We start from the raw sequence: 22,464 nt of genomic DNA on the forward strand, positions 1-22,464 counted from the left end.
GAAGTTACCCCTGCCAGTCTTCGATGGGTGTCCAGTCGCATGATAGGCGGTGATCCGCAAGACCGAATGCATAGAGATTGCCGCCACCGCCGGGCTGGTCGCGGTCGCGGGAGATCGGCCTGCCCGCCAGATGGCATTTGAGCAGCGTGCCGACGCCGCCATGGCCGACAAAGGCGATCGGCGCCGTCGCATCATGCGTGGCGAGAACGGCGTTAACAGCCTCGACGATGCGGGCCTGCGCGTCGACGGCGCGCTCCCAGCCCTTGAAGCTTTCTTCCGGATGGGCGAAGAACCAGTCGGCCGCCTCTTCGAATTGCGGCGGCGGCAGGAAGCCGGTGGCCGTGCGGTCGTTCTCGTGCATGCCGTGGACGATCTCGATCGTCACGCCGGAAGCTTCCGCCAGGATTTCGGCCGTCTCGATCGCCTTCGTCTCGTCGCTGGAGACGATGCGTTGCAATTGCCTCGCCCAGCCGCTCTCTGCCGCTTTGCGGGCGCGTGCCGCGCCGACATCGGAAAGCCCCCATTTAGGCACCGGCACGTTGGCGTCGATCCTGACCTGCGGATGAGTGATGTAGATCCCGAACATCTCAGCCGCGCCTGTAGATCCAGAGTTGCGCCGGTGGAATGTTGCGCATGACGAAGTCGAAATGCTGGATATGGTAGCGGTCGGGATTGGCGGCGATCGGCGAGATCGCCCCGTAGGAAATCTGCACCACCGGCCGGCCGGCCGGCAGTCGATCGAGCAGGCTTTCGAGCAGCGAGATGCGCTTCGCCATCGGGAAATTCAAAAGCGGAATGCCCGAGACGACGGAATCGAAGGTGAGACCGCTGAAATTACCAAGGGTGGCCTGAAGATCGAAGGCATCGCCGTTGATGAAGTGCACGCCGGGATAGGTCCGCTGCAGATGTTTATGAAAATCCGTCGAATATTCGATTGCGACGAGATTTTCCGGACGGACGCCGCGGCCGAGAATGGCCTTGGTGATGGCGCCCGTGCCCGGCCCGAGTTCAAGCACCGGCAGCCCGGAATGGATATCGATGACGCTTGCCATGCGCTTTGCCGTGATCGAAGAGGTCGGCACGATCGAGCCCACCGTCTTCGGCCCCTGCATCATGCCTCGGAAGAAGCGGATCTCGTCGTCGAACCTCTTCCCGAACCGTTCCTTCACCTTGACCCGTAAGCTCATTCTCCACCCATCCGCATATTGATCGAATGCCTTAATATGCCGCTTGTCGCTTAAGGGACAAGGATTTTCGCAACAAGGACATCGACATCAACAGCTCATGCGGCTTTCGGCGCTGAACCCGGCATGAGATCGGCAAGCCTTTCGGCCAAGTGATCGGCGTCGACAGGCGCGCGCAGCTTCACGTCGGTATTGTCGAAGTAGAGATAAACGTCTCGGCCCTTGCTGCGCGCCGCTACGGGCGCCAGCACCCGCGTCGCATTCTCAGGTTCTCCGCCCGTTGCCCAGGCGCGAATACGTTGCGCCCATATGTCGAGTGCTTCGTCCTCGTAGCCGCTGACATAGAGCTTTTCCGAGCCATGCAGGCGGCAGTAGATGAAATCGGCGGTGATATCCATCAACAGCGGCCATTTCACCGTATCGGCGCAGACGAGCGCGACCTTGTGACGCCTGAGCATCTCGATGAAGGCAGGTGAGCGGAAGCTCTCGTGGCGGATTTCGAGCGCGTGGCGGATCGGCTGGTGCCCGTCGCTTTCAAGCCAGGCCGGTCCCTTGACGTGTCCATCGTGCCGCCGGGCCAGGTCTGCCGCCGTTTCCCCGTCATGCGGCAACAACGCCAGGAAATTCTCGAAAAGATCAGGATCGAAGGCCATGTTCGGCGGGAATTGCCAGAGGATCGGCCCGAGCTTGGGGCCAAGCCGCAAAAGGCCGGAGGCGAGGAAATTGGCGAGCGCCGTCTCGATATCGCGCAGCCGCAGCATATGGGTGATAAAGCGCGGCCCCTTGACCGCGAAGACGAAATCATCCGGCGTTTCATCGCGCCAGCGGCCGAAGCTTTCGGAACGCTGCAAGCTGTAGAATGTGCCGTTGATCTCGATTGAGCGGAAGTGCCGGGCGGCGTAGGAAAGCTCCTGCTTCTGCGGCAGGTCCTCCGGGTAGAATTGGCCGCGCCAGGGCGCATAGGTCCAGCCGGATATGCCGATGCGCACCGTCCCCGTCTTTTTGGTCATGAGATCCTCCATTTTGACAGGAGGAAAAACGGAGGTAAGCGGCCTTCGTTCCCGTCAGACGCGCATCGGCATCAGCACGTAGAGCGCATCGTCGCCCGCCGTGTCGCGGATCAGCGTCGGCGAGCCGGCATCGGCAAGCAGGAAGATCGCTTCTTCGCCGGAAAGCTGGGCGGTGATGTCGAGCAGGTATTTGGCGTTGAAGCCGATTTCCATCGCATCCGTGTCGTAGCCGACGGCAACTTCTTCCGTCGCGCTGCCGGAATCGGGATTGTTGACGGTCAGCATCAGCTGCCCCTCGGAAAGCGCCAGCTTCACGGCGCGTCCGCGCTCGGAGGAGATGGTCGAGACGCGGTCGACGGCCTGTGCGAAACTCGTGCAGTCGACCCGCATTTCCTTGTCGTTGCCGGTGGGGATGACGCGCTGATAATCCGGGAAGGTGCCGTCGATCAGTTTCGAGGTCATGACGATCGAGCCGATCGTCAGCCGGATCTTGGCGTCGGAGACCTCGACGGTCACCATCACCTCGGGATTGTCGACCAGCTTCTGCAGCTCGCCGACCGTCTTGCGCGGAATGATGATGCCGGGCATGCCCTCGGAGCCGGACGGCGCGTCGACATCGGCGCGCGCCAGCCGGTGGCCGTCGGTCGCAACCGCCCTGAGTTTCAGCTGGCCGTTGCTCTCGATCGTATGGAAAAAGATGCCGTTGAGATAATAACGCGTCTCTTCCGTCGAGATCGCGAACTGGGTGCGGTCGATCAGCATCTTCAGATCGGTCGCCTTCAGCTTGAAGGAATGCGTGAAGGTGCCGGCTGTGAGATCAGGGAAGTCCGATTCCGGCAGGCACTGCAGCGAGAATTTCGAGCGGCCGGACTGCACGGTCATCGCGCCGCCATCGGTGCTGGTGGCAAGCAGCACTTCCGAGCCGTCGGGAAGCTTGCGCACGATGTCGTAGAGAAGATGCGCGGGAACGGTGGTGGCGCCGGGCTGCTCGACGCTTGCCGGTGTCGCCTCGGTGATTTCGAGGTCGAGGTCGGTCGCCTTCATGTCGAGCTTCTGGCCGTCGGCCTTGAGCAATACGTTGGACAGGATCGGGATCGTGTTGCGACGTTCGACCACGCGGTGGACGTGGTTCAGCGATTTCAACAGGTTTGACCGCTCAATAGTAATACGCATGGGATGCTACCGCTTTCGACCGTGACTGTCCGGGCGCGTCGAGCACCCGAAGAATGCTGTCCCGGCTTGAGGCCGGGGGAGTGGACGGGCAAAATGGCAGACTTCAGCATTGCTTTGCAAGAGGCATGGACGTCGGCACCCCTGCATTTGCGGTTTTCCAGAGCAATGCTCACAGAAATCCGAACCCTTGCCGAAGCGGTGCGGCTCGCCCATAAGGGTTCGATGCCGGCGACGAGCCGGCGGGACGAAAGCAAATGGCATGAATGAGGAAACGACAGCGGACGCCGCCAGCCGGCGAAGCTTCCGCCTGCACAATGCAACGGTGCCGGCGCGGCCGCTGGAGCCGGCGCTCTATCTTGTCGCCACCCCCATCGGCAATCTCGGCGATATCACGTTGCGGGCGCTGGAAACGCTGGCCGGCGCCGATGTGCTCGCCTGCGAAGATACGCGCGTCACCCGCGTGCTGCTCGACCGCTACGGCATCCAGAACCGGCCCTTCGCCTATCACGAGCACAATGCCGATGAGGCCGGTCCAAGGCTGCTCCAGGCGCTCGAAGCCGGGCGCTCGGTGGCGCTGGTTTCCGATGCCGGCACGCCGCTGGTCTCCGATCCCGGTTATCGGCTGGCGCAGCAGGCGATAACGGCAGGTTACCGCGTCATTCCCATTCCCGGCGCCTCCGCGCCGCTCGCAGCCCTTGTCGGCTCCGGCCTGCCGAACGATGCCTTTCTTTTCGCCGGTTTCCTGCCGGCCAAGGACAAGGCCCGCCGCGACCGTCTCGGTGAACTTGCAGCAGTACCCGCGACGCTGATCTTCTTTGAATCGCCGCACCGCATCGGCGCAACGCTTCTGGCTGCCGCCGATGTGCTCGGGCCCACGCGGCCGGCCTCCGTCTGCCGCGAGCTGACCAAGACCTTTGAAGAGTTCCGCCGCGGCACGCTTGCCGACCTCGCGGCCCATTATCAGCAGGTGGAAAACGTCAAGGGCGAGATCGTCCTCGTGATCGGCCCGCCGGAGCCGGTCGAGACTGATGAGGCCGATGTCGAAGCCATGCTGGCCGACCTATCGAAGACCATGCCGACGGCAGGCGCCGCGACCGAGGCCGCCCGCCTCACCGGCCTGCCGCGCAAGGTGCTCTACCAGCGCCTGCTGGAGATCAAGAACGCCGATGGGCGATAATGATCTCACCGCGATCAGAAGGAAGGCGCTGCGCCGGGGCCGCATGTCGGAATATGTCGCGGCCGCCTTCCTGATGCTGAAGGGCTATCGCATCCTGGCTCTGCGCCACCGCACTAGGCTCGGCGAGATCGATATCATCGCCCGCAAGGGTGATCTTGCCGTCTTCGTCGAGGTCAAGGCCCGCCATGGCGAGGCGGCGGCGATCGATGCCGTCTCTGTCGCCGCGCAGAAGCGGATCCGGGCGGCAAGCGATCTCTGGCTCGCCCGCCAGAGGGACCAGGCTCGCCTTTCCCAGCGCTATGATATTGTCGCGATCATGCCGGGCCGGCTGCCGCGGCACTTTATTGATGCCTTCTGACCTCTTTCGACCCATCGGATTTCCAAATCGTTAAAATTTTAGTTCCCGCTTGAACCAGGTCCTTACGACTCTCTGCTATGTCAAATCTCGGTAGGGATAACAATTGGGGGTTGTTTCATGGCCTGGAAGCTGATGCTTGCAAGTGCGGTCGCCATGGCCGCGCGCTCGGTGCCGTATGCCGTGGCGAAGCCGGCCGGAAAATCCTTCGTGGCGCATGCGAGCGATCTGCTGCCGCTGAAGTCCACGCCGATCAATCCGGACTGGATCGTCAGCGGCAATCCGCAGGCCCGCACCGCCGAACATTCGCGCGGCCATGACGAGGCCTCGCTGACGGCGATCTGGGATTGCACGGCGGGCGAATTCCGCTGGCGCTTCGGCTGGGACGAGACGGTGATGATCCTCGAAGGCGAGGTTCATATCACCGCCGAGGATGGCACCGAACGAACCCTGCGTGCCGGCGACGTCGCCTTTTTCGCCGGTGGAACCTGGGCGAGTTGGCGGGTCGACAATTACGTCCGCAAGGTCGCCTTCCTGCGCAAGCCTTTCCCGAAGCCCTTGGCGATCGCCTACCGTCTCCGCAACATGCTGCGCAACAACGGCAACCAGGGTATCGCCGCCTGATTTTCGCCGCAGGCACCCGCTGGAAGCCCTTGATTGACCGTTGCGTTTGATATCTGGCCGACCTACATCTGTCCGGCATTCAGCGAGGGATGGAAATGGCCAAGATCACCAATGTAGCGGTCCAGATGGACCATGTCGCAGGCATCAATATCGCAGGTGATTCCACCTTCGCCATGAGCCTGGAAGCCCAAGCGCGCGGCTACAGGCTCTTCCACTACACCCCCGACCGCCTGAGCTTCCGCGACGGCAAGCTCTATGCCAGCGTCGAGCCGATGGTGCTGCGCGACGTCAAGGGCGATCACTACGAGCTTGGCGCGCCGGAGCGTGTCGATCTCGCGACCATAGATGTCGTGCTGCTGCGCCAGGATCCGCCCTTCGACATGGCCTATATCACCTCGACGCATCTGCTCGAGCGCATCCACCCGAAGACGCTCGTCGTCAACGATCCGGCCTGGGTGCGCAATTCGCCGGAAAAAATCTTCGTCACCGAATTCTCCGACCTGATGCCGAAGACGCTGATCACCAAGGATGCCGCCGAGATCCGCCGTTTCCGCGACGAGATGGGCGACATCATCCTGAAGCCGCTCTACGGCAATGGCGGCGCCGGCGTCTTCCATTCGACCCGCGACGACCGCAATCTCTCTTCGCTGCTCGAAATGTTCGGCCAGCTTTTCCGCGAGCCCTTCATCGCCCAGCAATATCTGCCCGACGTGCGCAAGGGCGACAAGCGCATCATCCTCGTCGACGGCGAATTCGCCGGCGCCATCAACCGCGTTCCGGCCGAACACGACAGCCGCTCCAACATGCATGTCGGCGGCCGCGCCGAGGCGACCGAGCTGACGCCGCGCGAACAGGAAATCTGCGCCCGCATCGGCCCGGCGCTGAGGGAGCGCGGCTTCCTGCTCGTTGGCATCGATGTGATCGGCGATTACATGACCGAGATCAACGTCACGTCGCCCACCGGCATCCGCGAGGTCAAGAAATTCGGCGGCGCCGATATAGCAGCCCTGCTTTGGGATGCGATCGAGCGCAAGCGCGGTTGAGCCTGCTGCCCATGACCGTTTTGGTCCCGCGACCGAGTACAACCAAGGTCACAGCGGATGCTTGACTATGTTCTTTGATTGTTCTTGTTTTATTCCTGCTTCCATGCCAGATTACAACCGCTAGCCTTCAAGGGTCGGAGGGCGGTATGGTAGAGTTTGCGGGACAAGGGATGGGCATATGGTCGCGCGTGTCAGTACGGTTGCATTTCAGGGCATCGAAGGTGTGCCGGTCGAGGTCCAGGTCATGGTCGCACCCGGCAAGGTCGGCATGCAGATCGTCGGCCTGCCTGACAAGGCGGTAGCCGAAAGCCGCGAGCGCGTGCAGGCGGCCCTCCACGCCTCCGGCCTGGCGCTGCCGGCGAAGCGCGTGACCGTCAATCTGGCGCCGGCCGACCTGCCGAAGGAAGGTTCTCATTTCGATCTGCCGATCGCGCTTGCCCTGATGGCAGCCCTCGGCGCCATTCCCGCCGATGCGCTGTCGGACTTTGTCGTCGTCGGCGAGCTCAATCTCGACGGGACGATTGCGGCGATATCAGGCGCGCTGCCTGCCGCGATCGGCGCCAATGCGCTCGGCAAGGGGCTGATCTGCCCGGCCGAAAGCGGTGCCGAAGCCGCCTGGGCGGGCGCCGAGGTCGATATCCTCGCGCCCCGCAGCCTGATTGCCCTTGCCAATCATTTCCGCGGCACGCAGGTCCTATCCAGGCCGGAGGCATCGATCCGCGCCAATGCCGCCAACCTGCCGGATCTCGCCGAGATCAAGGGCCAGGAAAGCGCCAAGCGCGCGCTCGAAGTGGCGGCCGCCGGCGGCCATAATCTCTTGATGGTCGGCCCTCCAGGCTCCGGCAAGTCGATGCTGGCGGCCAGGCTGCCATCGATCCTGCCGCCGCTTTCGGCCGCCGAGCTGCTGGAAGTGTCGATGGTCCATTCGATCGCCGGCCAGCTCTCCGGCGGCAAGCTTTCTGATCGCCGGCCCTTCCGCACTCCACATCATTCCGCCACCATGGCAGCCCTCGTCGGCGGTGGAATACGCGCCCGTCCGGGCGAAGCCTCGCTTGCCCATCACGGCGTGCTGTTCCTCGACGAGTTTCCCGAATTCACGCCGCAGGCGCTCGATGCGCTGCGCCAGCCGCTCGAAGGCGGCGAATGCGTCATTGCGCGTGCCAATCACCGCGTCTCCTATCCGGCCAAATTCCAGCTGATCGCGGCGATGAACCCCTGCCGCTGCGGCATGGCCGGCGAGCCAGGCCATAGCTGCGCCCGCGGCCCGCGCTGCATGAGCGATTACCAGGCTCGCATCTCCGGCCCGTTGATGGATCGCATCGATATCCGCATCGACGTGCCGGCCGTCTCCGCCGCCGATCTGATCCGGCCGATGGCGGCAGAAACCAGCGCCGACGTCGCCCGCCGCGTCGCCCGCGCCCGCGAGATCCAGCAGGAGCGTTTCGAAAGCACCGGCGCAAAGGGCGTCGGCACCAATGCCCGCTGCTCCACCGCGATGATCGAGAAACTGGCCGAGCCAGATGCCAGCGGCCTGCAGCTGCTGCGCGACGCCGCCGAAAAGATGAAATTCTCCGCCCGCGGTTACCACCGCGTCCTGAAGGTCGCCCGCACCCTTGCCGATCTCGACGGCAAGCCGACGGTCGGCCGCATCCATCTCGCCGAAGCGATTTCCTACAGGATCGCTGGTGAGAGACTGACGGCTGCGGCGTGAGAGGCGCGAAGCGCGCCCGACAGTTGTTGGCAGCTCGTCCTTTACTCGGCGTCATCCTCGGCCTTGTGCCGAGGATCTGCTACCCATCAACCGTAGTAGATGCTCGGGACAAGCCCGAACATGACGAAAGAGAAGTTGGCGCTAATAAGTTCGGTAGGAGGGCTGAATGGCTTTCCGAATGACAGAGCGATCAGCTGCGCAACTGGTTCATCATTCTTTGAGAGAGCTTGGCGTCCTCAAGCAGGGGCGTAAGGTCGCTGATCTGATCCAAAGAGCCGACAATCGGCAGCTGTTTGATCCACGCGTCCGCTATCGCTGAACGCGCGGCCTCTACCGCATCGTCAGCATTGATGGTTGTAAATGGCCGGTCATGATATGGCCCCACGATCGGCTCGAAGGAGGCGATACCGATCGTATTTTGCCTGTGCGCCAGTTCAAGGTAAGCCGAAGCGAGTGCGTCCTCTCGATCCGTCCATTCACTCGAAAGTAAGGCCCGCTTCAGGTGGCGCGAGAGGGGCTCTGCGACGGGGAGCCTGGCAAAGCCACTGCCGAGCCATTTTGAATAGGGGGCGTATCGTCGCTCGAGCAAGAACCCCATTCTCATCACGTCCCGCACCAGCCGCGCGGCGATGATCCGCGAACCCAGGTCGTCTCCGACTTGTCCCGCGCGACCGACAAATGCCTGCTCTTCGGCGATGCGCCGCCACTGACATGCAATCTTGTAGAGCCACACATCATCCGGAAAGTACCCCAGGCGATCACGGGCCTGGCTCAAGCGGCTATCGTCATCATGAAAGACGGCGCCTGACGTAAAGGCGAGAAGCTTTTGCTCTGCAAAGCCCATCCATTGAAGAGCGCTGAGGTTTTCTACTGATCGAACGGCGAAGTGGTCTTCCAACCGTGCTTCGAGCGTATGAAACTCCAGTCCGTGTTCAAGCGCTCCTACCGTTTCGACGCCATTTGCCGGCGGATGCGGTCGGCTGCGCCAGCCAATAGGCTCCCCAAGATAAGTAGCCGGTGCGACTTTGGAAAAATCGTCGACCAGTCGCCGTGCATATTTGCCGAAGTCATCTCGACCTAGGAAGATATGGACGCGTGGCCCCCAGTTGTGGTCCTTGGAAACGTCATCGTCAAAGCCGATTAGCTCCGAGCCATAGCCAATCAGTGCTGCGGAATAGCGAAGCTCTGGCGCGATCTTGCTCAGCCAGGGCCGAACGATATCGGTATAGAAACCGCGTGATAACTCGATCCCCTGCATGACTTCTTACCGTCGTCTTGATGTCATCACGATTGGAACACAGCCGCCCCCAGAGGGCCAACGTAAAATGGGCAGCGCCGAAGACGCTCCGGCAGTTCGTTGACAACCTCGTTCATTGCTCGGCGTCATCCTCGGCCTTGTGCCGAGGATCTGCTGCACAAGCCCGAGCATGACGAAAGAGGGGTGGGCCGACTTTATCAGCAGCTCACGGAGCGCCGAAGCGGCCCAATATCTGCGAAGACGAGTGACCGGAAAAGCCTGGCCAAAGCCCGATCTCAGCTCCCAAGCCCCTCGAACAACGCCGTCGAAAGATAACGCTCAGCGAAGGAGGGGATGATGATGACGATGTTCTTGCCGGCGTTCTCGGGACGGACGCCGACCTTGATTGCGGCCGTCAGTGCCGCACCCGAGGAGATGCCAACCGGCACGCCTTCGAGCCTGGCGACCAGGCGCGCCTGTTCGAAGGCCTCGTCATTGGTCACGGTGACGACCTCGTCATAGATGCCGGTATCGAGGATCTTCGGCGCGAAGCCTGCGCCGATGCCCTGGATCTTGTGCGGGCCGGGGTTGCCGCCGGACAGGATCGGCGAATCGGCCGGCTCGACGGCGATGATCTTGATCTCGGGCTTGCGGCTCTTCAGCACCTGTCCGACGCCGGTGATCGTACCGCCGGTGCCGATGCCTGAGACGACGATATCGACCGTGCCGTCGGTATCGTTCCAGATTTCCTCGGCCGTCGTCTTGCGGTGGATCTCGGGATTGGCCGGATTTTCGAACTGCTGCGGAATGACGGCATCGGGAAGGGAGGACGCCAGTTCCTCGGCCTTGGCGATGGCGCCCTTCATGCCCTTCGGGCCCTCGGTCAGCACCAGCTCGGCGCCGAGCAGCGCCAGCATCTTGCGGCGCTCGACCGACATCGTCTCCGGCATGGTGAGGATCAGCCGATAACCCTTGGCGGCGGCAGCAAAGGCGAGCGCGATGCCTGTGTTGCCGGAGGTCGGCTCGATCAGCACCGTCTTGCCGGGGGTGATCTTGCCTTGCGCTTCGAGGCCCTCGATCATCGCGACGCCGATACGGTCCTTCACGGAGGCGATCGGGTTGAAGAATTCAAGCTTGCCGATCAGGTTCGCCACGACGCCCTTTTCCCGCGCCAGCTTGTCGAAGCGCACGAGTGGCGTGTCGCCGATGGTCTCGGTGATCGAGGAATAGATGCGGCCGCGGCCGGGCTTGTGCGACATGGGTGCTCTCCCTTTGAAATCCTGCTCCTGAAATCGAGGGGGAGAATAGGGTCAAAGGCCCGTCTAGGCCAGACCGCGTTCGACCTGGAGGAGCGATCAGGAGAGAAAAAAACCTTTGAAAACCGTTTCTTGCCGAATGTTTATTTCAGGCCGCCCGCGTGGCGATGAAGGCGGCGGTGCCCGCGAGGATGCCGGCCGCAACCCGGTTCAGCGCCTGCAAGGCCCGCGGCTGCTTCAGCATCGTGCGGGCCCGCGAGGCAAGCAGCATATAGGGCACGAGCACGACGATCAGCACGACGAAGGTGGTGGTGAGCAGGAGCGCATGGTCGCGCAGGCCGATATTGCCGATATCGATCAGCGTCGGCACCAGGGCGACATAGAAGAGCATCGTCTTCGGATTGCCGAGCGTCACCAGCAGGCCGGAGAGGAAAGACATGCCGATATTGGTGGATTTCCGCGCCGCGATATCCTGCGGCAACAATCCCGCCGTCCAGAGTTTCCAGGCGATGTAACCGAGATAGAGGACGCCGGCGATCTTGATGGCGATGAACACCTCGGTAAAGGTCTGCGCCACGAAGGCAAGGCCGAGAATGACCGCCGTGAGATAGGTCATGTCGCCGAGCACCAGGCCGAGGCCCATGAAGAAGGTCTCGCGGAAATTCGAGCCGAGCGCCCGTGCGACGATCGTGGTGATCCCCGGTCCCGGAATGGCTGCGGCGATGAACAGTGCTCCGGCATAGGTCATCAAGGCGGCAAGGCTCATGATGCGCTCCCTTCTTTTCCCGCTGTTTTATATCCCGGTGCCTGCAACCATCAATCCGCCGGCATTGATGGATGCATCAGCGGCAAGAATGCGTGGCCGTACCGGAAAGAATGCCCGGCCGCCGGCTGCCCATGACCTTGAAGAACCGCGAGCCTCCCGTATCTCTAGCGGGAAGATCTCAGACGGGCACCCATCGTCACCTCGTCTTCATCAGGATGTCATCGCCGCCCTATCAGGTCCCCAATATCGCTTCGTCACCCCAAGGAGAAAACGGATGTCCCCCACACAGGCCGAGAAGACCAGACTTGCGCCCCTGAAGACGCCTTCGGATCTGCCGACCAACGCCATCACAGATATCTCGGCGGCGCTGACCCCGCTGCTTGCCGATGTCTTCGCGCTCTATCTCAAGACCAAGAATTTCCACTGGCACATGTCCGGCCCGCATTTCCGCGATTATCATCTGCTGCTCGACGAACAGGCGGAGCAGATCTTCGCCATGACCGACGACATTGCGGAGCGTGCCCGCAAGATCGGCGGCACGACACTGCGCTCCATCGGCCAGATCGCTCGCCAGCAGCGCATCGCGGACAATGACGCTGATTTCGTCACGCCCGAGGACATGTTGTCGGAACTGCGCGAGGACAATGCTCAGCTCGTTTCGCTGCTGCGCGAGGTGCATGACCTCTGCGACGAGCACAATGATGTCGCGAGCGCCAGCCTGATCGAAAACTGGATCGACGAGGCCGAGCGCCGCACCTGGTTCCTGTTCGAAACGACGCGCGGGCAGAAATAACATCGGCATCTCCCGGGCGTGCTTGCCATGCCCGCCCGGTTCTCAGCTCTCCAGCGCCCGCGGGCGCAGCCATCGCGGCGTCCAGCCGAGATTCATGCCGGCGGCGGCAAGGAGAATGATCGCCGCGCCTGCGATTTGCATCGGCTGCAGTGCGTGGCCGAAGGCAAGCCGGTCGACGAGGATCGCCGCGATCGGATAGATGAAGGACAGGGCGCCTGTGAGATGCGTCGGCAGCCTCTGGATCGCACCGTAGAGCAGCACATACATCAGCCCGGTATGGACGACGCCGACGGTCACGAGGATCGCCCAGGACCCAACATCGCCGGGCGGATGGGAAAAATCCGTCATCGGCGCCAGCATCAGCATGCCGGTTGCGACCTGGATGAGCGCGATCAGGTGCGGCGGCGTGCCCTTCAGCCATTTCGCGGCAAGCGCTGCGAGCGCGTAGAAGAAGGCGGCACCGAGCGCCATCAGGATGCCGAGGCCGTAGCCGTCAGATGTCGCCCCGCCAGTCTCCGGTTTTGCCTCGACGATGGCAATCATGCCGGCGAAGGCGAGTGTCAGCCAGAACAGCTTGGTGGCGGTGATCTTCTCGCCAAGAAAGAGCGCGCCGAGCACGAGCAGCATGAAAGGCTGGGTGTTATAAACCGTCGTCGCGATCGAAATCGTCGCATGCGAATAGGAGGCAAACAGCAGCAGCCAGTTCAAGACGATGGCGATGCCGCCGAAAATCGCAATGCCGAAGGCGCGCAGCGTGATGATGCTGGGCCGCAGCAGCCCGAGAGCGCCGCAAATGATAAGCAAAGTGAGCGCGCCGAACAGGCAGCGCCAGAAGACCACGCCGCTGACCGGCTGGCCCGACATGACGACGAACCAGCCGATCGTCCCCGAGATCAGCATCGCTGCCGTCATTTCCGCCGTGCCTCGTCTGATGTCGCTGCCCATGATCGCCTCCATTTCTGTGGCATAAGAATATTGCGGCGAGGGGCGGTTTTATATAAGGATAAAAAGGACGATGATCGATATCGCCTAATCATACGAGGAGAATGTCTCGCCGTGGCTAATGATGTGCAATCGATCGACGAAATCGATCAGGCCATTCTGGAGGCGCTGGCCGGGAATGCGCGGATCTCGCTGAAGGAACTGGCGCAGCAGGTGAGCCTCTCTTCGCCGAGTGCCGCCGAGCGCCTGCGCCGACTGGAGGAGCGCGGCGTCATCAAGGCCTTCACCATCGATCTCGATCTCGCCGCCGTCGGTTATCCCCTGCAGGCGATCGTGCGCGTGCGTCCGCTGCCGGGACAGTTGCACATCGTCGAGCGCATCATCCAGGAAATTCCCGAAATCATCGAATGCGACAAGGTGACGGGTGATGATTGTTTTATCGCCCGCCTGGTCATCCGCTCGATGGCCGATCTCGACGGCATCCTGGACCGGGTTGCCGAAAGGGCGGAGACCAACACCGCGATGATCAAAGCCTCGCCCGTCAAACGCCGCCTGCCGCCGCTTTCACGCCGGAAACAGGGGGCGGCGAAACCCAGCCCCTAACTGAAATGTGGAATCCAAATAGATACTGGTGCCGAATCGCCTTGTGGTATGGGCGTTTCGGACGGTTTATCTTGCTGGAAATATCTTCGTGAAGCATTCTGCGCTCTCACCCGTCGCGAAACGTTGATTTTTGCGACGTCGAAAAATTCAGTCGCAAACTGTCGCTTTAATTGGGATTTTTGCGACGGTGATCGAGGGAGTTGATTGGATGGATCAAGACAAGGTGAAGTTTTCCGCCAGAATACTGCGCAAGGAAGATTTCCTGCCCCGATATATCGTTGTTAAACCCAAATATGTACCCGGTCGCACCCGAGCTTTTTCTGCCGATGTTATGCTGAACGAAGCGGGTCCGTTCGCCCGAAATATCCGACCTTGGGGGAAGGGTTCGGACGTGTTCTTTTTCAACCTGACCACCCCTCAGTGCACGAAGGCTGGGCTAGATACAAATGATGAATGCCTGGTCACAATAATTCCGAAGGCTTGATCTCCTCGTCCCGCAAAGCGGACATCATTCGCACTTTCGCGACAAAATCGGGATCGCCGATTTATCAGGGGAAAATCTGTCGCAAAATTCACTCGCAAAAGTCGGAGTTTCGCGACGGATATTTGCGACAGAAAGTATTCCACATTTCGGTTAGGGGCTGGGCGGCGAAACGCCTTTTGTTATTGCGCATTCCGTACGCAAAACCGCCGCGCACTTTTGCTGAACTGCTCTAGAATTCCGCCATCGGCGACAGCATCGCCGGAAAAATCGGGGTGGCATCGCCGAGCCCGCGCAGCATCAGCCTCGTGCCGCTTTCCAACGGTTGTGGAGCACCCTCCCAGCCGAGCTTGTCGGGACGGAAAAGCACCTCGACGAAGGCGGGCGCGATCTTAAGCCCGCTAAGGATCGCTGCAAGCGGCGGTATCTCCGCCGCCACCACGTCGAGGAGGCTGAAGCGGCCAGCCTCGTCGATCTTCCAGGCGATGACCGCCTGCCGGTCTTCGAGGACGCTGATGCGGATATCGGGATCGAGCCGGGTATTGATGAGAAACATCGCCGCATTGACGGTGACCGCCAGCGAGGTCGAAATCGGGCTGCGGCCTTTCAGCAGCGATTGCAGCCGGGCAAGATCCTCCGCGTGCGTCGGTAAAAGCGGCCGGGCAAGTGCGGCTGGTGTCGAAGGGGCGGGTGCCGTTCCCTCGTATCGGTGCAGCGGTATCGCGCGGAAACCGTAGGCTTCGTAGAGCGACGGCTTGTCGGTATAGAGGATGACGGCTTCAAAACCCTGCCGATCGCACCAGTCGAGCGCCTTCACCGTCACGTCGCGATAGAGTCCGCGGCCGCGCCATGGCGGCCGCACCGCGCCGGATTGCAGCCCGGCGGCATGGACGATCCTGCCATTGAGGACGAAGGGCAGCGCAAAGGCTGAGATATTGGCCGCAACCTCACCCTCGGCATCAAACCAGCCGAAAGGCATGCTGGTGGGGTCGGGTCCGCCGAGCTGTTGCAGCGGTCCGATATCGATGCCGAAAATATCCTTGAGCAGACAGACCAGAGCCGCCCATCCGGCGGGATCGCTGAAATAGTCCTGCCGGAAGGTCAGGCCCGTGCTGTCGAGGCGCTGTGCCATCAGACGCCGGTGGAGCCGAAGCCGCCTGCGCCGCGCATCGTTTCGCTTGCGGCGGTGATCTCGGCCACCCGCGCCTGGGTTACCGGCGCGATCACCATCTGGGCGATGCGCATGCCGCGCGAAATGACGAAGGCTTCCTCGCCGAGATTGACGAGCAGCACCTTCACTTCGCCGCGATAGTCGCTGTCGACGGTGCCCGGCGTATTCAGGCAGGTGATGCCGTTTTTGAAGGCCAGGCCGGAGCGTGGCCGCACCTGTCCCTCGAAACCTTCGGGGATCTCGAAGATAAAGCCAGTCGGCACCAAGGCCCGCTTGCCGGGCAGGAGTGTCAGTGGTGCTGCCTCGTCGACGGCAGCGCGCAGGTCCATGCCGGCTGCTCCCTTGCTTTCATAGACGGGCAGGTCGAGGCCTTCGCCGTTCGGCAGGCGGATGAGGTTCAGCGTCGGGCGATTGTGGCTGTTCTGAATATTCATGGAGGTATTAACCTTCGGTCCGCTCAGGCCGTCAAACATGAATTGAAAGTTATCCACGGAGACGTTAGATACGCGGCAACTCAAAGGATTGAAGTATGGCCGAAAGTCTCGCCGAGGCGGTCTCCCGCCGCCGCACATTCGCTATTATCGCCCACCCGGACGCGGGTAAGACGACGCTCACCGAAAAGCTGCTGCTGTTCGGCGGCGCCATTCAGCTTGCCGGCGAAGTCAAGGCGAAGAAGGATCGCATGCAGACGCGTTCCGACTGGATGAAGATCGAGCGCGAACGCGGCATCTCCGTCGTCACCTCGGTGATGACCTTCGAATATAACGACAATGTCTTCAACATCCTCGACACGCCGGGTCACGAGGATTTCGCCGACGACACCTATCGCACGCTAACCGCCGTCGACGCCGCCGTCATGGTCATCGATGCCGCCAAGGGTATCGAGCCGCGGACCCTGAAGCTTTTCGAAGTCTGCCGCATGCGCGATATCCCGATCATCACCTTCATCAACAAGATGGACCGCGAAAGCCGCGATCCCTTCGAGATCCTCGACGAGGTCGAAGAGAAGCTGGCGCTGGATACCGCGCCGATCACCTGGCCGATCGGCCGCTCCAAGACCTTCTGCGGCTCGTATAATATCGCCGCCAACACGGTGCGCGGTTCGGACACCGAAATCGAGGGGACGCCGGTCAATGGCCCGCAAAGCGTGGCCGGCAGGCTGCCGGAAAACGAGCGCCAGGTCTTCGTCGAGGAGACCGAGCTGGCGATCGAGGCCTGCCGTCCGTTCGATCGTCAGGCCTTCCTGGAAGGCCATATGACGCCGGTTTTCTTCGGCTCGGCGTTGCGCAATTACGGCGTTCGCGATCTCATCAACGCGCTCGGCGATTTTGCGCCGCCGCCGCGAGACCAGGTCGCCGATACCAGGACCGTGCATGCGACCGACGACAAGATGACGGCCTTCGTCTTCAAGATTCAGGCCAATATGGACCCCAACCACCGCGACCGCATCGCCTTTGCCCGCATCTGCTCCGGCAAGCTCGAGCGCGGCATGAAGGCAAGGCTTGCCCGCACCGGCAAGCAGCTCGGCCTGACGGCGCCGCAATTCTTCTTCGCTTCGCAGCGCCAGTTGGCCGACACCGCCTATGCCGGCGACGTCGTCGGCATTCCCAACCACGGGACGCTCCGGATCGGCGATACGCTGACCGAAGGTGAATCGCTGGTCTTCCAGGGCGTGCCGAACTTCTCGCCGGAGATCCTGCGCCGCGTGCGCCTGGAAGACGCGATGAAGGCGAAGAAGCTGAAGGAAGCCCTGCAGCAGATGGCCGAAGAGGGTGTCGTCCAGCTGTTTTCGCCGGAAGACGGCTCGCCGGCGATCGTCGGCGTCGTCGGCGCTCTGCAGCTCGACGTCTTGAAGGAGCGGCTGATGGCCGAATACGGCCTGCCGGTCTCCTTCGAAATGTCGCGTTTCTCCGTCTGCCGCTGGATCTCGGCCGATCAGCCGGCCGATCTCGAAAAATTCCTCATCGTCAAGCGCGGCGATATCGCCCGCGATCTCGACGGCGATCCGGTCTTCCTCGCCCAGGACGGTTTCTCCCTGCGTTACGAATCCGAGCGCCATCCGGCGATCAAGATGGTCGCCATCAAGGAATATCACGCCGCCAAGGCGGCGTGATAGCTAACCGCCAAGCCGTTCCGCCAGGAAATCGACGACGGCGCGCACCGCCGGCAGCTGGCCGCGCCGGTGCGGCATCAGGATCGTCGTCTCGATGCTGCCGGCCGTCCATTCCGGCAGCACCCGCACCAGCCGCCTCTCTGCCAGCGCCTTGCGGCAGACGGATGTCGGCAGGCAGGTAATGCCGAGCCCCGACATGGCCATTTCCATCAAGACATAGGGCTCATCCGCGGCCATGACGGAATGCAGCGTGACGAGAACCTCGTCGCTGCCCGAATAAAGCCGCCACTGGTCCTCCGTCAGGCTGGTCATGATCGTCGCATGCCGTGCCAGCTCCTCCGGCCGCCGCGGTTCGCCACGGGCATTCACATAATCCGGCGAGGCGAGGACGAAGAAAGGGTGGCTGGCAAGCTTCCGCTGCACCAGCGCCGAATCCGGCAGCGGCGTGCGGTGGCTGCGCAGCGCGATGTCGAACCCTTCCTGGACGATATCGACGAAACGGTCCGTCACGTGCACGGAGAGCCGGAGCTTCGGATAACGCGCCGCCAGCGCCGGCAGATGTTCCGCCAGGGTAAACTGCGCCGTCGGCACCGAGGCGGTGAGGCGAACGCTGCCGGCCGGTTCGGCTAGATGCCGCCGCACAATGCCCTCTGCCATCTCCGCCTCGATGATCGAGGCCTGGGCATGCTGAAAGAATTCCCGGCCGAGCTCGGTCAGCGCGAAGCTTCGCGACGTGCGCTGGATCAGCCGGACGCCAAGCCGTGCCTCCAGCTCCGCAACCCGCTTGCTCACCGTCGACTTTGGAATGCCGAGATGCCTTGCGGCGGCGGTAAAGCTGCCGCTGTCGACGGCCTGCACGAAAAGATGGAGATCGTTGAGGTTGAAAAGCGTCATCGTCAGCTTCCAGATATGTGGACATTGCGATGCATTTATAGCCTCTACCGCACCATCGTCCACATCCTCACATTCAACGTGTCCAAACGGGTTCAATTCTGAAAGGAACGATTGATGTCACCCATATTGTTTTACGGCGTTCCGGAGGGCTGCTCCTTCGGCTCGGTCGTCGCGTTGGAATGGTCCGGCCTGCCTTATCGGCTCTGCCGCGTCGAGATGCCGGAAATAGTCTCCAGCGAAGAATACAAGCGGATCAATATGGTCGGCGAAACGCCGTCGCTGCTGCTCGAAGATGGCAGGACGATCAGCGAAAGCATGGCGATCCTCCACCATATCGGCGCTCGCGCGATCGGCAACGGTCTGGGTTTTGCGCAGGGGTCGGCGGATTTCGATCGCCTGAACCAGATGCTCGCCTTTCTCAACACCACCTTCTTCCAGGCCTTCGGCCCGCTCTGGTATGCGATCGAGCATCCGCTGGAACCGGAAGAGAAGCAGGCCCTCACGGCCTATGGCATCGCCGCGGTTGAAAAGGCGCATCATACGCTGGAGCGTCTGCTCGATGGCCGCGAATGGCTTCTCGGCAACGGCCCAAGCCTGGCGGACGCCTATTTCGTCGGCATCGCCCGCTGGAACGATTTTCATAAGGTCGTCGACCGCCGGCAGTTTTCCGGCCTGCATCGCCTCTATGAGCGCATGCAGCAGGAGCCGGCCGTGCGTTTTGCCCATGCGATCGAGCATCGGCAGGAGGCGAAAAGCAGCGGCGGTTTCCGCGGCGAGGTCAATCTGGCCGAAGCGCTCGGCCTGTTGAAACGAGCGGCCTGATCGCCGCCGCCGTCGCGCCCCTGCGGCGCGGCGGCCGATCTGCTGTCAGCCGGCAGCGATGATCTCGATCTCGACGAGCCAGTCGTCGCGCAGCGTTTCGACGATGATCGCCGTGGTCGGCACGGCGCGGCCGTTAAGGGCCCGAAGACGGGCATTCTGGTTCGCCTCCATAAAAACGCCGTCGCTGAGATAGCTCGTCAGCCGCACGACATTGTCCACCGTCATATCAGCGGAGGTGAGGATGGCGCGCAGATTGGACCAGATGAGCTCCAACTGGCCTTCCAGATCGGCCGCCGCCATTCCCTGTCGATCGAGACCCATCGTACCGCTGACGAAGAGCAGCCGGGATGGATGCCTGACCTCCAGCGCATGGATGTAATCAGGGCTCGCTGCATAGATCCCCGGATTGTGCGCGATCATCTCCACGAGTTTTTTCCTCCTCCGAATATCCTATTGAAGAATGTCAGTATCGGCGATTATCCTTCGGCCGAAAGGGGAGTTTGCGGAATGGTGAAAAATACAGACGATCTTCGGCAGGGACGCAGGCAGCAGGCTGTCATCGATGCATTCGACCGAAGAATATTAGCCGCGCTCGCCGCCGACAGCAGCCAGAGTTATGCTAGGCTTGGCGAAGCGGTCGGCCTGTCGGCGCCGGCCGTGCATGAGCGTGTGCGCCGTCTGAGACAATCCGGCGCCATCAAGGGCGTGCATGCCGCACTCGATGGCGCAGCCCTCGGCAAACCGCTGCTTGCCTTCGTGCATGTGGAGGCGGCCGGCTGGGGCAAGAGCGAGCGGCTGATGCAGGTCCTGCAGTTTCCCGAGGTCGAGGAGATGCATTCGGTCGCGGGCGACGCCAGCGTTCTCTTCAAGGTCCGCACCGCCAGCCCACAGGCCTTGGAGGCTTTTCTGGCGCAGATCCATGCCGTTCCCGGTGTCACCGGCACCCGCAGCTATATTGCGCTTTCCACCTATCTGGAGCGTCCGGTACAGGCCAGCGTCACCGATAGCTGGCCGGACATGCCTCTACCGGAATAAAGGCGGGATGTTAGGCCGGCGCCAGCCTAATCCTCGCCCTCGAAGCGCGGCAGCGCTTCGATATTCTCCACCCCAGGCAAGGCCGACCGGCACCATATCTGCTTTTTCGGCACCAGTTCTCGCCGCTGGTCGATGCTGCCGACACGGATGCCGAACGCGCCGCCGTCGCCGTCCGTGCGGTAGAGTGGCGATCCGCAATTCGGGCAGAAGAATTGCCGGCTGAGACCACCGCTCTCGCCATATTTTGCATAGGCTCTTGGCTCACCTGAAGTGAGCGTGAAACGTCCCGGCCGCGCCGGCGCGGTGATGCGATAGGCCGAGCCCGTCAACCGCTGGCAATCGGTGCAATGGCAGATCGACACCCGCTCCGGGTCGATCTCCGCCTGATAGCGTATCGCGCCGCAGTGGCATCCTCCGGTAATATGCATCGGCAAATCCCCAAAGCATGTCGCGCAATGTACAGCGGTTTAGTCCGCCGGCTGAGCGGCCAAATGTGTGGCGTAGAAGGCCTTTGCATCGGCCGTGAAGGCGGCCCGCTGATCAGCTCTTGTATAGAACATATGGCCGCCGCGATAAAGCCTCAGTCCGACACGGCCGCCGGCGAGCGAGGGCGGCAGATGGTCGACCACGTAGCGGCTGACGCCATAAGGCGTCACCAGATCGCTATAGCCATGTGCGATCAGCAGATGGAAGGCCGGATTCGCGGCGAGCAGCTGCCTGATGTCGTCAGTGGCGCTGGCCTGGAAGCGCGATCCGCCGCCGCGCCCGCCGCCCCATTCCCAGCGCCGGCTGATATCGCTGTCAAGCAGCGAATAGGTCATCTCGGTCCTGAAACCGAGTTCGTTGCGGGCGTAATCGGCAAAGGCGCCGCCATAGGCGCGGGTGAAACCGTCGAGGATGGCGTCGTCGCCGCGATCGTAATCCGATTCCGGATAGGGATCGGGTGCTGCAAAGGAGGCGTCGTAAGAGCTCATCACCTCGCCGCTGCCCTCATCTGAATGTTTGACGAAGGAACTGCCGAGGAAGCCGCGGTTGCGGGTGACGATATCCTCGCGAATGCCGGTCAATGCGGCGATCCTGCCATAGAAGGCGGCGGCCTCGGCGCCCGTCGGCGGCGGCCCGGCCAGTGTCGTCAGATAGTCCCCGAGCGCAAAGGTCTCCGCCTCCTTCTGTTTCTCTTCGTCAAAAGCCTTGTGCCGGTCGAGTTCGGCCGCCGCCAGCGACGGCAGCTCCAGCGCTGCGCCGAGCGGGAACTGGTCGGCATTGAACATCAGCTGGCCCTCGAGCAAGGGGGAAAGCATCACCGCACCGGCGACGATGATGCCCTGGCTTTCCTGAAGCGCCGAGGCGACCTTGGCGGCGCGAAAGCCGCCATAACTTTCGCCGAGAAGATATTTCGGCGAGTTGGAACGGTTGTTGTGCGCGACATAGAGCGCGATCGCCTTGGCAATGCTCTGGGCGTCGGCACTGACGTTGTAATAGTTGGAGGCGTCGTCTGCCTTTGCCGTTCGGCTCCAGCCGGTGCCGATCGGATCGATCAGCACGAGATCGGTGAAATCGAGCCAGCTTTGCGGGTTGTCGACGAGTTTCGCATTGGCGCCGTCGCGTCCGTTCGGTCCGAAGTCGAGAACCTTCGGCCCGACCAGCCCGAGATGCAGGAAGGCGGAAGCCGCACCCGGCCCGCCGTTGAAGGCAAAGGTCAGAGGCCGGTTCGCCCCGCCATCCCTTGCCACATAGGCGGTGTAGAAGATCGCGCCGGTCTTCGCCCCGTCCTGGCCGAAGAGATCCAGCGTGCCGGCAGTGGCGGTATAGGCAATCTTCCGGCCACCGATCGTCAACGCGTGCTCGGTGACCGAATCGGCCGGCAGCAGCTTCAGCACGCCGTCGCGTGCGCCGCTCTGGACATTCGCCCTCGGTGGATCGCTTTCCTGCGCATGGGAAAGGGCAGGCGCCAGCGACGCCATAAACGCGGCGAGCAGAAACAGGGTTCGTATGCGCAAGATGTCTCCTCCGGCGGTCGGGAATGAGAGGCTGAGATAGCGTAACATCCGCGGCCGACGACCGGCATCAAGAG

General features: G+C 62.2%; 25 protein-coding genes. 11 read left to right on the forward strand and 14 right to left on the reverse strand.

Annotated elements, in window-relative coordinates; genetic code table 11:
* Window positions 1-4: 4 nt before the first annotated feature.
* From B5P46_RS04240 to dnaN, 4 genes are all read right to left on the reverse strand, one after another.
* Window positions 5-586: a histidine phosphatase family protein gene (locus B5P46_RS04240; RefSeq protein WP_129417629.1), complete on the reverse strand. Its 582-nt coding sequence runs from the start codon at window positions 584-586 to the stop codon at window positions 5-7.
* A 1-nt stretch (window position 587) separates the two neighbouring features.
* Window positions 588-1,187, reverse strand: a complete 600-nt coding sequence (pmtA, locus tag B5P46_RS04245; RefSeq protein WP_129417630.1) for a phospholipid N-methyltransferase PmtA — start codon at window positions 1,185-1,187, stop codon at window positions 588-590.
* A gap of 95 nt (window positions 1,188-1,282) precedes the next feature.
* Window positions 1,283-2,194, reverse strand: coding sequence for a DUF72 domain-containing protein (locus tag B5P46_RS04250; RefSeq protein ID WP_129417631.1), 912 nt, complete (start codon window positions 2,192-2,194; stop codon window positions 1,283-1,285).
* A gap of 54 nt (window positions 2,195-2,248) precedes the next feature.
* A complete protein-coding gene (dnaN, locus tag B5P46_RS04255; RefSeq protein ID WP_129417632.1) occupies window positions 2,249-3,367 on the reverse strand; it encodes a DNA polymerase III subunit beta in 1,119 nt (372 codons plus the stop codon).
* Window positions 3,368-3,626: 259 nt separating this feature from the next.
* Between dnaN and rsmI the strand changes: the two genes are divergently transcribed.
* The 5 genes from rsmI (at window position 3,627) to B5P46_RS04280 (ending at window position 8,277) form a co-directional block, all read left to right on the forward strand.
* Window positions 3,627-4,544 carry a 16S rRNA (cytidine(1402)-2'-O)-methyltransferase gene (gene rsmI / locus B5P46_RS04260; protein WP_129417633.1) on the forward strand — a complete coding sequence of 306 codons (918 nt, stop codon included), beginning with the start codon at window positions 3,627-3,629 and terminating at the stop codon, window positions 4,542-4,544.
* Complete coding sequence (locus tag B5P46_RS04265; protein ID WP_129417634.1) at window positions 4,534-4,902, forward strand: YraN family protein; 369 nt, start codon at window positions 4,534-4,536, stop codon at window positions 4,900-4,902. Before rsmI ends, B5P46_RS04265 begins: the two co-directional genes overlap by 11 nt.
* Window positions 4,903-5,019: 117 nt before the next feature.
* A complete protein-coding gene (locus B5P46_RS04270) occupies window positions 5,020-5,523 on the forward strand; it encodes a cupin domain-containing protein (RefSeq protein ID WP_129417635.1) in 504 nt (167 codons plus the stop codon).
* Between the two features lie 95 nt (window positions 5,524-5,618).
* Window positions 5,619-6,566 carry a glutathione synthase gene (gene gshB / locus B5P46_RS04275; protein WP_129417636.1) on the forward strand — a complete coding sequence of 316 codons (948 nt, stop codon included), beginning with the start codon at window positions 5,619-5,621 and terminating at the stop codon, window positions 6,564-6,566.
* Window positions 6,567-6,744: 178 nt separating this feature from the next.
* Window positions 6,745-8,277, forward strand: a complete 1,533-nt coding sequence (locus B5P46_RS04280; protein ID WP_129417637.1) for a YifB family Mg chelatase-like AAA ATPase — start codon at window positions 6,745-6,747, stop codon at window positions 8,275-8,277.
* Window positions 8,278-8,467: 190 nt separating this feature from the next.
* On the opposite strand, the gene B5P46_RS04285 is transcribed toward B5P46_RS04280, so the two are convergent.
* From B5P46_RS04285 to B5P46_RS04295, 3 genes are all read right to left on the reverse strand, one after another.
* A complete protein-coding gene (locus B5P46_RS04285) occupies window positions 8,468-9,535 on the reverse strand; it encodes a DUF4037 domain-containing protein (protein WP_129417638.1) in 1,068 nt (355 codons plus the stop codon).
* Between the two features lie 275 nt (window positions 9,536-9,810).
* A complete protein-coding gene (gene cysK / locus B5P46_RS04290) occupies window positions 9,811-10,773 on the reverse strand; it encodes a cysteine synthase A (protein WP_097617054.1) in 963 nt (320 codons plus the stop codon).
* Window positions 10,774-10,918: 145 nt separating this feature from the next.
* A complete protein-coding gene (locus tag B5P46_RS04295; protein WP_129417639.1) occupies window positions 10,919-11,536 on the reverse strand; it encodes a LysE family translocator in 618 nt (205 codons plus the stop codon).
* 274 nt (window positions 11,537-11,810) lie between these two features.
* Here B5P46_RS04295 and B5P46_RS04300 point away from each other — a divergent pair, with 274 nt between their 5' ends.
* Entirely contained in the window at window positions 11,811-12,329 is a 519-nt protein-coding gene (locus B5P46_RS04300) for a Dps family protein (protein ID WP_129417640.1), read from the forward strand.
* Window positions 12,330-12,371: 42 nt separating this feature from the next.
* Here B5P46_RS04300 and B5P46_RS04305 read toward each other — a convergent pair whose 3' ends face one another.
* Entirely contained in the window at window positions 12,372-13,286 is a 915-nt protein-coding gene (locus B5P46_RS04305) for a DMT family transporter (RefSeq protein WP_206735308.1), read from the reverse strand.
* A gap of 99 nt (window positions 13,287-13,385) precedes the next feature.
* Here B5P46_RS04305 and B5P46_RS04310 point away from each other — a divergent pair, with 99 nt between their 5' ends.
* Window positions 13,386-13,874: an Lrp/AsnC family transcriptional regulator gene (locus B5P46_RS04310; RefSeq protein WP_129417642.1), complete on the forward strand. Its 489-nt coding sequence runs from the start codon at window positions 13,386-13,388 to the stop codon at window positions 13,872-13,874.
* Window positions 13,875-14,082: 208 nt separating this feature from the next.
* Entirely contained in the window at window positions 14,083-14,358 is a 276-nt protein-coding gene (locus B5P46_RS04315) for a hypothetical protein (RefSeq protein ID WP_129417643.1), read from the forward strand.
* 229 nt (window positions 14,359-14,587) lie between these two features.
* Here B5P46_RS04315 and B5P46_RS04320 read toward each other — a convergent pair whose 3' ends face one another.
* Both B5P46_RS04320 and dut read right to left on the reverse strand, forming a co-directional pair.
* Window positions 14,588-15,487, reverse strand: a complete 900-nt coding sequence (locus B5P46_RS04320) for a GNAT family N-acetyltransferase (protein WP_129417644.1) — start codon at window positions 15,485-15,487, stop codon at window positions 14,588-14,590.
* On the reverse strand, window positions 15,487-15,960 hold the full coding sequence (dut, locus tag B5P46_RS04325; protein WP_129417645.1) for a dUTP diphosphatase: 474 nt from the start codon (window positions 15,958-15,960) through the stop codon (window positions 15,487-15,489). The genes B5P46_RS04320 and dut overlap by 1 nt, the downstream gene beginning before the upstream one ends.
* 95 nt (window positions 15,961-16,055) lie before the next feature.
* Here dut and B5P46_RS04330 point away from each other — a divergent pair, with 95 nt between their 5' ends.
* On the forward strand, window positions 16,056-17,639 hold the full coding sequence (locus B5P46_RS04330) for a peptide chain release factor 3 (RefSeq protein ID WP_129417646.1): 1,584 nt from the start codon (window positions 16,056-16,058) through the stop codon (window positions 17,637-17,639).
* A gap of 3 nt (window positions 17,640-17,642) precedes the next feature.
* Here the strand turns inward: B5P46_RS04330 and B5P46_RS04335 are convergent, their stop codons facing one another.
* Complete coding sequence (locus B5P46_RS04335) at window positions 17,643-18,533, reverse strand: LysR substrate-binding domain-containing protein (RefSeq protein ID WP_129417647.1); 891 nt, start codon at window positions 18,531-18,533, stop codon at window positions 17,643-17,645.
* Between the two features lie 114 nt (window positions 18,534-18,647).
* Here B5P46_RS04335 and B5P46_RS04340 point away from each other — a divergent pair, with 114 nt between their 5' ends.
* Window positions 18,648-19,355 (forward strand): glutathione S-transferase family protein, encoded by a 708-nt coding sequence (locus tag B5P46_RS04340; RefSeq protein ID WP_129417648.1) that lies wholly within the window; start codon window positions 18,648-18,650, stop codon window positions 19,353-19,355.
* A gap of 45 nt (window positions 19,356-19,400) precedes the next feature.
* Here B5P46_RS04340 and B5P46_RS04345 read toward each other — a convergent pair whose 3' ends face one another.
* Window positions 19,401-19,781, reverse strand: coding sequence for a RidA family protein (locus tag B5P46_RS04345; protein WP_129417649.1), 381 nt, complete (start codon window positions 19,779-19,781; stop codon window positions 19,401-19,403).
* Window positions 19,782-19,808: 27 nt separating this feature from the next.
* On the opposite strand from B5P46_RS04345, the gene B5P46_RS04350 reads away from it, so the two are divergent.
* Complete coding sequence (locus B5P46_RS04350) at window positions 19,809-20,390, forward strand: Lrp/AsnC family transcriptional regulator (RefSeq protein WP_129417650.1); 582 nt, start codon at window positions 19,809-19,811, stop codon at window positions 20,388-20,390.
* Window positions 20,391-20,416: 26 nt separating this feature from the next.
* On the opposite strand, the gene B5P46_RS04355 is transcribed toward B5P46_RS04350, so the two are convergent.
* Window positions 20,417-20,818 (reverse strand): GFA family protein, encoded by a 402-nt coding sequence (locus B5P46_RS04355; protein ID WP_129417651.1) that lies wholly within the window; start codon window positions 20,816-20,818, stop codon window positions 20,417-20,419.
* A 39-nt stretch (window positions 20,819-20,857) separates the two neighbouring features.
* A complete protein-coding gene (locus tag B5P46_RS04360) occupies window positions 20,858-22,390 on the reverse strand; it encodes a S10 family peptidase (RefSeq protein ID WP_129417652.1) in 1,533 nt (510 codons plus the stop codon).
* Between the last annotated feature and the right edge of the window lie 74 nt (window positions 22,391-22,464).

The organism is Rhizobium leguminosarum (genome assembly GCF_004123835.1).
GTDB lineage: Bacteria > Pseudomonadota > Alphaproteobacteria > Rhizobiales > Rhizobiaceae > Rhizobium > Rhizobium leguminosarum_M.

Bases quoted from the DNA above. Each gene is read 5' to 3' on its own strand.
- B5P46_RS04240 (WP_129417629.1), bottom strand. From the start codon at position 586: ATGTTCGGGATCTACATCACTCATCCGCAGGTCAGGATCGACGCCAAC.
- pmtA (WP_129417630.1), bottom strand. From the start codon at position 1,187: ATGAGCTTACGGGTCAAGGTGAAGGAACGGTTCGGGAAGAGGTTCGAC.
- B5P46_RS04250 (WP_129417631.1), bottom strand. From the start codon at position 2,194: ATGACCAAAAAGACGGGGACGGTGCGCATCGGCATATCCGGCTGGACC.
- dnaN (WP_129417632.1), bottom strand. From the start codon at position 3,367: ATGCGTATTACTATTGAGCGGTCAAACCTGTTGAAATCGCTGAACCAC.
- rsmI (WP_129417633.1), top strand. From the start codon at position 3,627: ATGAATGAGGAAACGACAGCGGACGCCGCCAGCCGGCGAAGCTTCCGC.
- B5P46_RS04265 (WP_129417634.1), top strand. From the start codon at position 4,534: ATGGGCGATAATGATCTCACCGCGATCAGAAGGAAGGCGCTGCGCCGG.
- B5P46_RS04270 (WP_129417635.1), top strand. From the start codon at position 5,020: ATGGCCTGGAAGCTGATGCTTGCAAGTGCGGTCGCCATGGCCGCGCGC.
- gshB (WP_129417636.1), top strand. From the start codon at position 5,619: ATGGCCAAGATCACCAATGTAGCGGTCCAGATGGACCATGTCGCAGGC.
- B5P46_RS04280 (WP_129417637.1), top strand. From the start codon at position 6,745: ATGGTCGCGCGTGTCAGTACGGTTGCATTTCAGGGCATCGAAGGTGTG.
- B5P46_RS04285 (WP_129417638.1), bottom strand. From the start codon at position 9,535: ATGCAGGGGATCGAGTTATCACGCGGTTTCTATACCGATATCGTTCGG.
- cysK (WP_097617054.1), bottom strand. From the start codon at position 10,773: ATGTCGCACAAGCCCGGCCGCGGCCGCATCTATTCCTCGATCACCGAG.
- B5P46_RS04295 (WP_129417639.1), bottom strand. From the start codon at position 11,536: ATGAGCCTTGCCGCCTTGATGACCTATGCCGGAGCACTGTTCATCGCC.
- B5P46_RS04300 (WP_129417640.1), top strand. From the start codon at position 11,811: ATGTCCCCCACACAGGCCGAGAAGACCAGACTTGCGCCCCTGAAGACG.
- B5P46_RS04305 (WP_206735308.1), bottom strand. From the start codon at position 13,286: ATGGAGGCGATCATGGGCAGCGACATCAGACGAGGCACGGCGGAAATG.
- B5P46_RS04315 (WP_129417643.1), top strand. From the start codon at position 14,083: ATGGATCAAGACAAGGTGAAGTTTTCCGCCAGAATACTGCGCAAGGAA.
- B5P46_RS04320 (WP_129417644.1), bottom strand. From the start codon at position 15,487: ATGGCACAGCGCCTCGACAGCACGGGCCTGACCTTCCGGCAGGACTAT.
- dut (WP_129417645.1), bottom strand. From the start codon at position 15,960: ATGAATATTCAGAACAGCCACAATCGCCCGACGCTGAACCTCATCCGC.
- B5P46_RS04330 (WP_129417646.1), top strand. From the start codon at position 16,056: ATGGCCGAAAGTCTCGCCGAGGCGGTCTCCCGCCGCCGCACATTCGCT.
- B5P46_RS04335 (WP_129417647.1), bottom strand. From the start codon at position 18,533: ATGACGCTTTTCAACCTCAACGATCTCCATCTTTTCGTGCAGGCCGTC.
- B5P46_RS04340 (WP_129417648.1), top strand. From the start codon at position 18,648: ATGTCACCCATATTGTTTTACGGCGTTCCGGAGGGCTGCTCCTTCGGC.
- B5P46_RS04355 (WP_129417651.1), bottom strand. From the start codon at position 20,818: ATGCATATTACCGGAGGATGCCACTGCGGCGCGATACGCTATCAGGCG.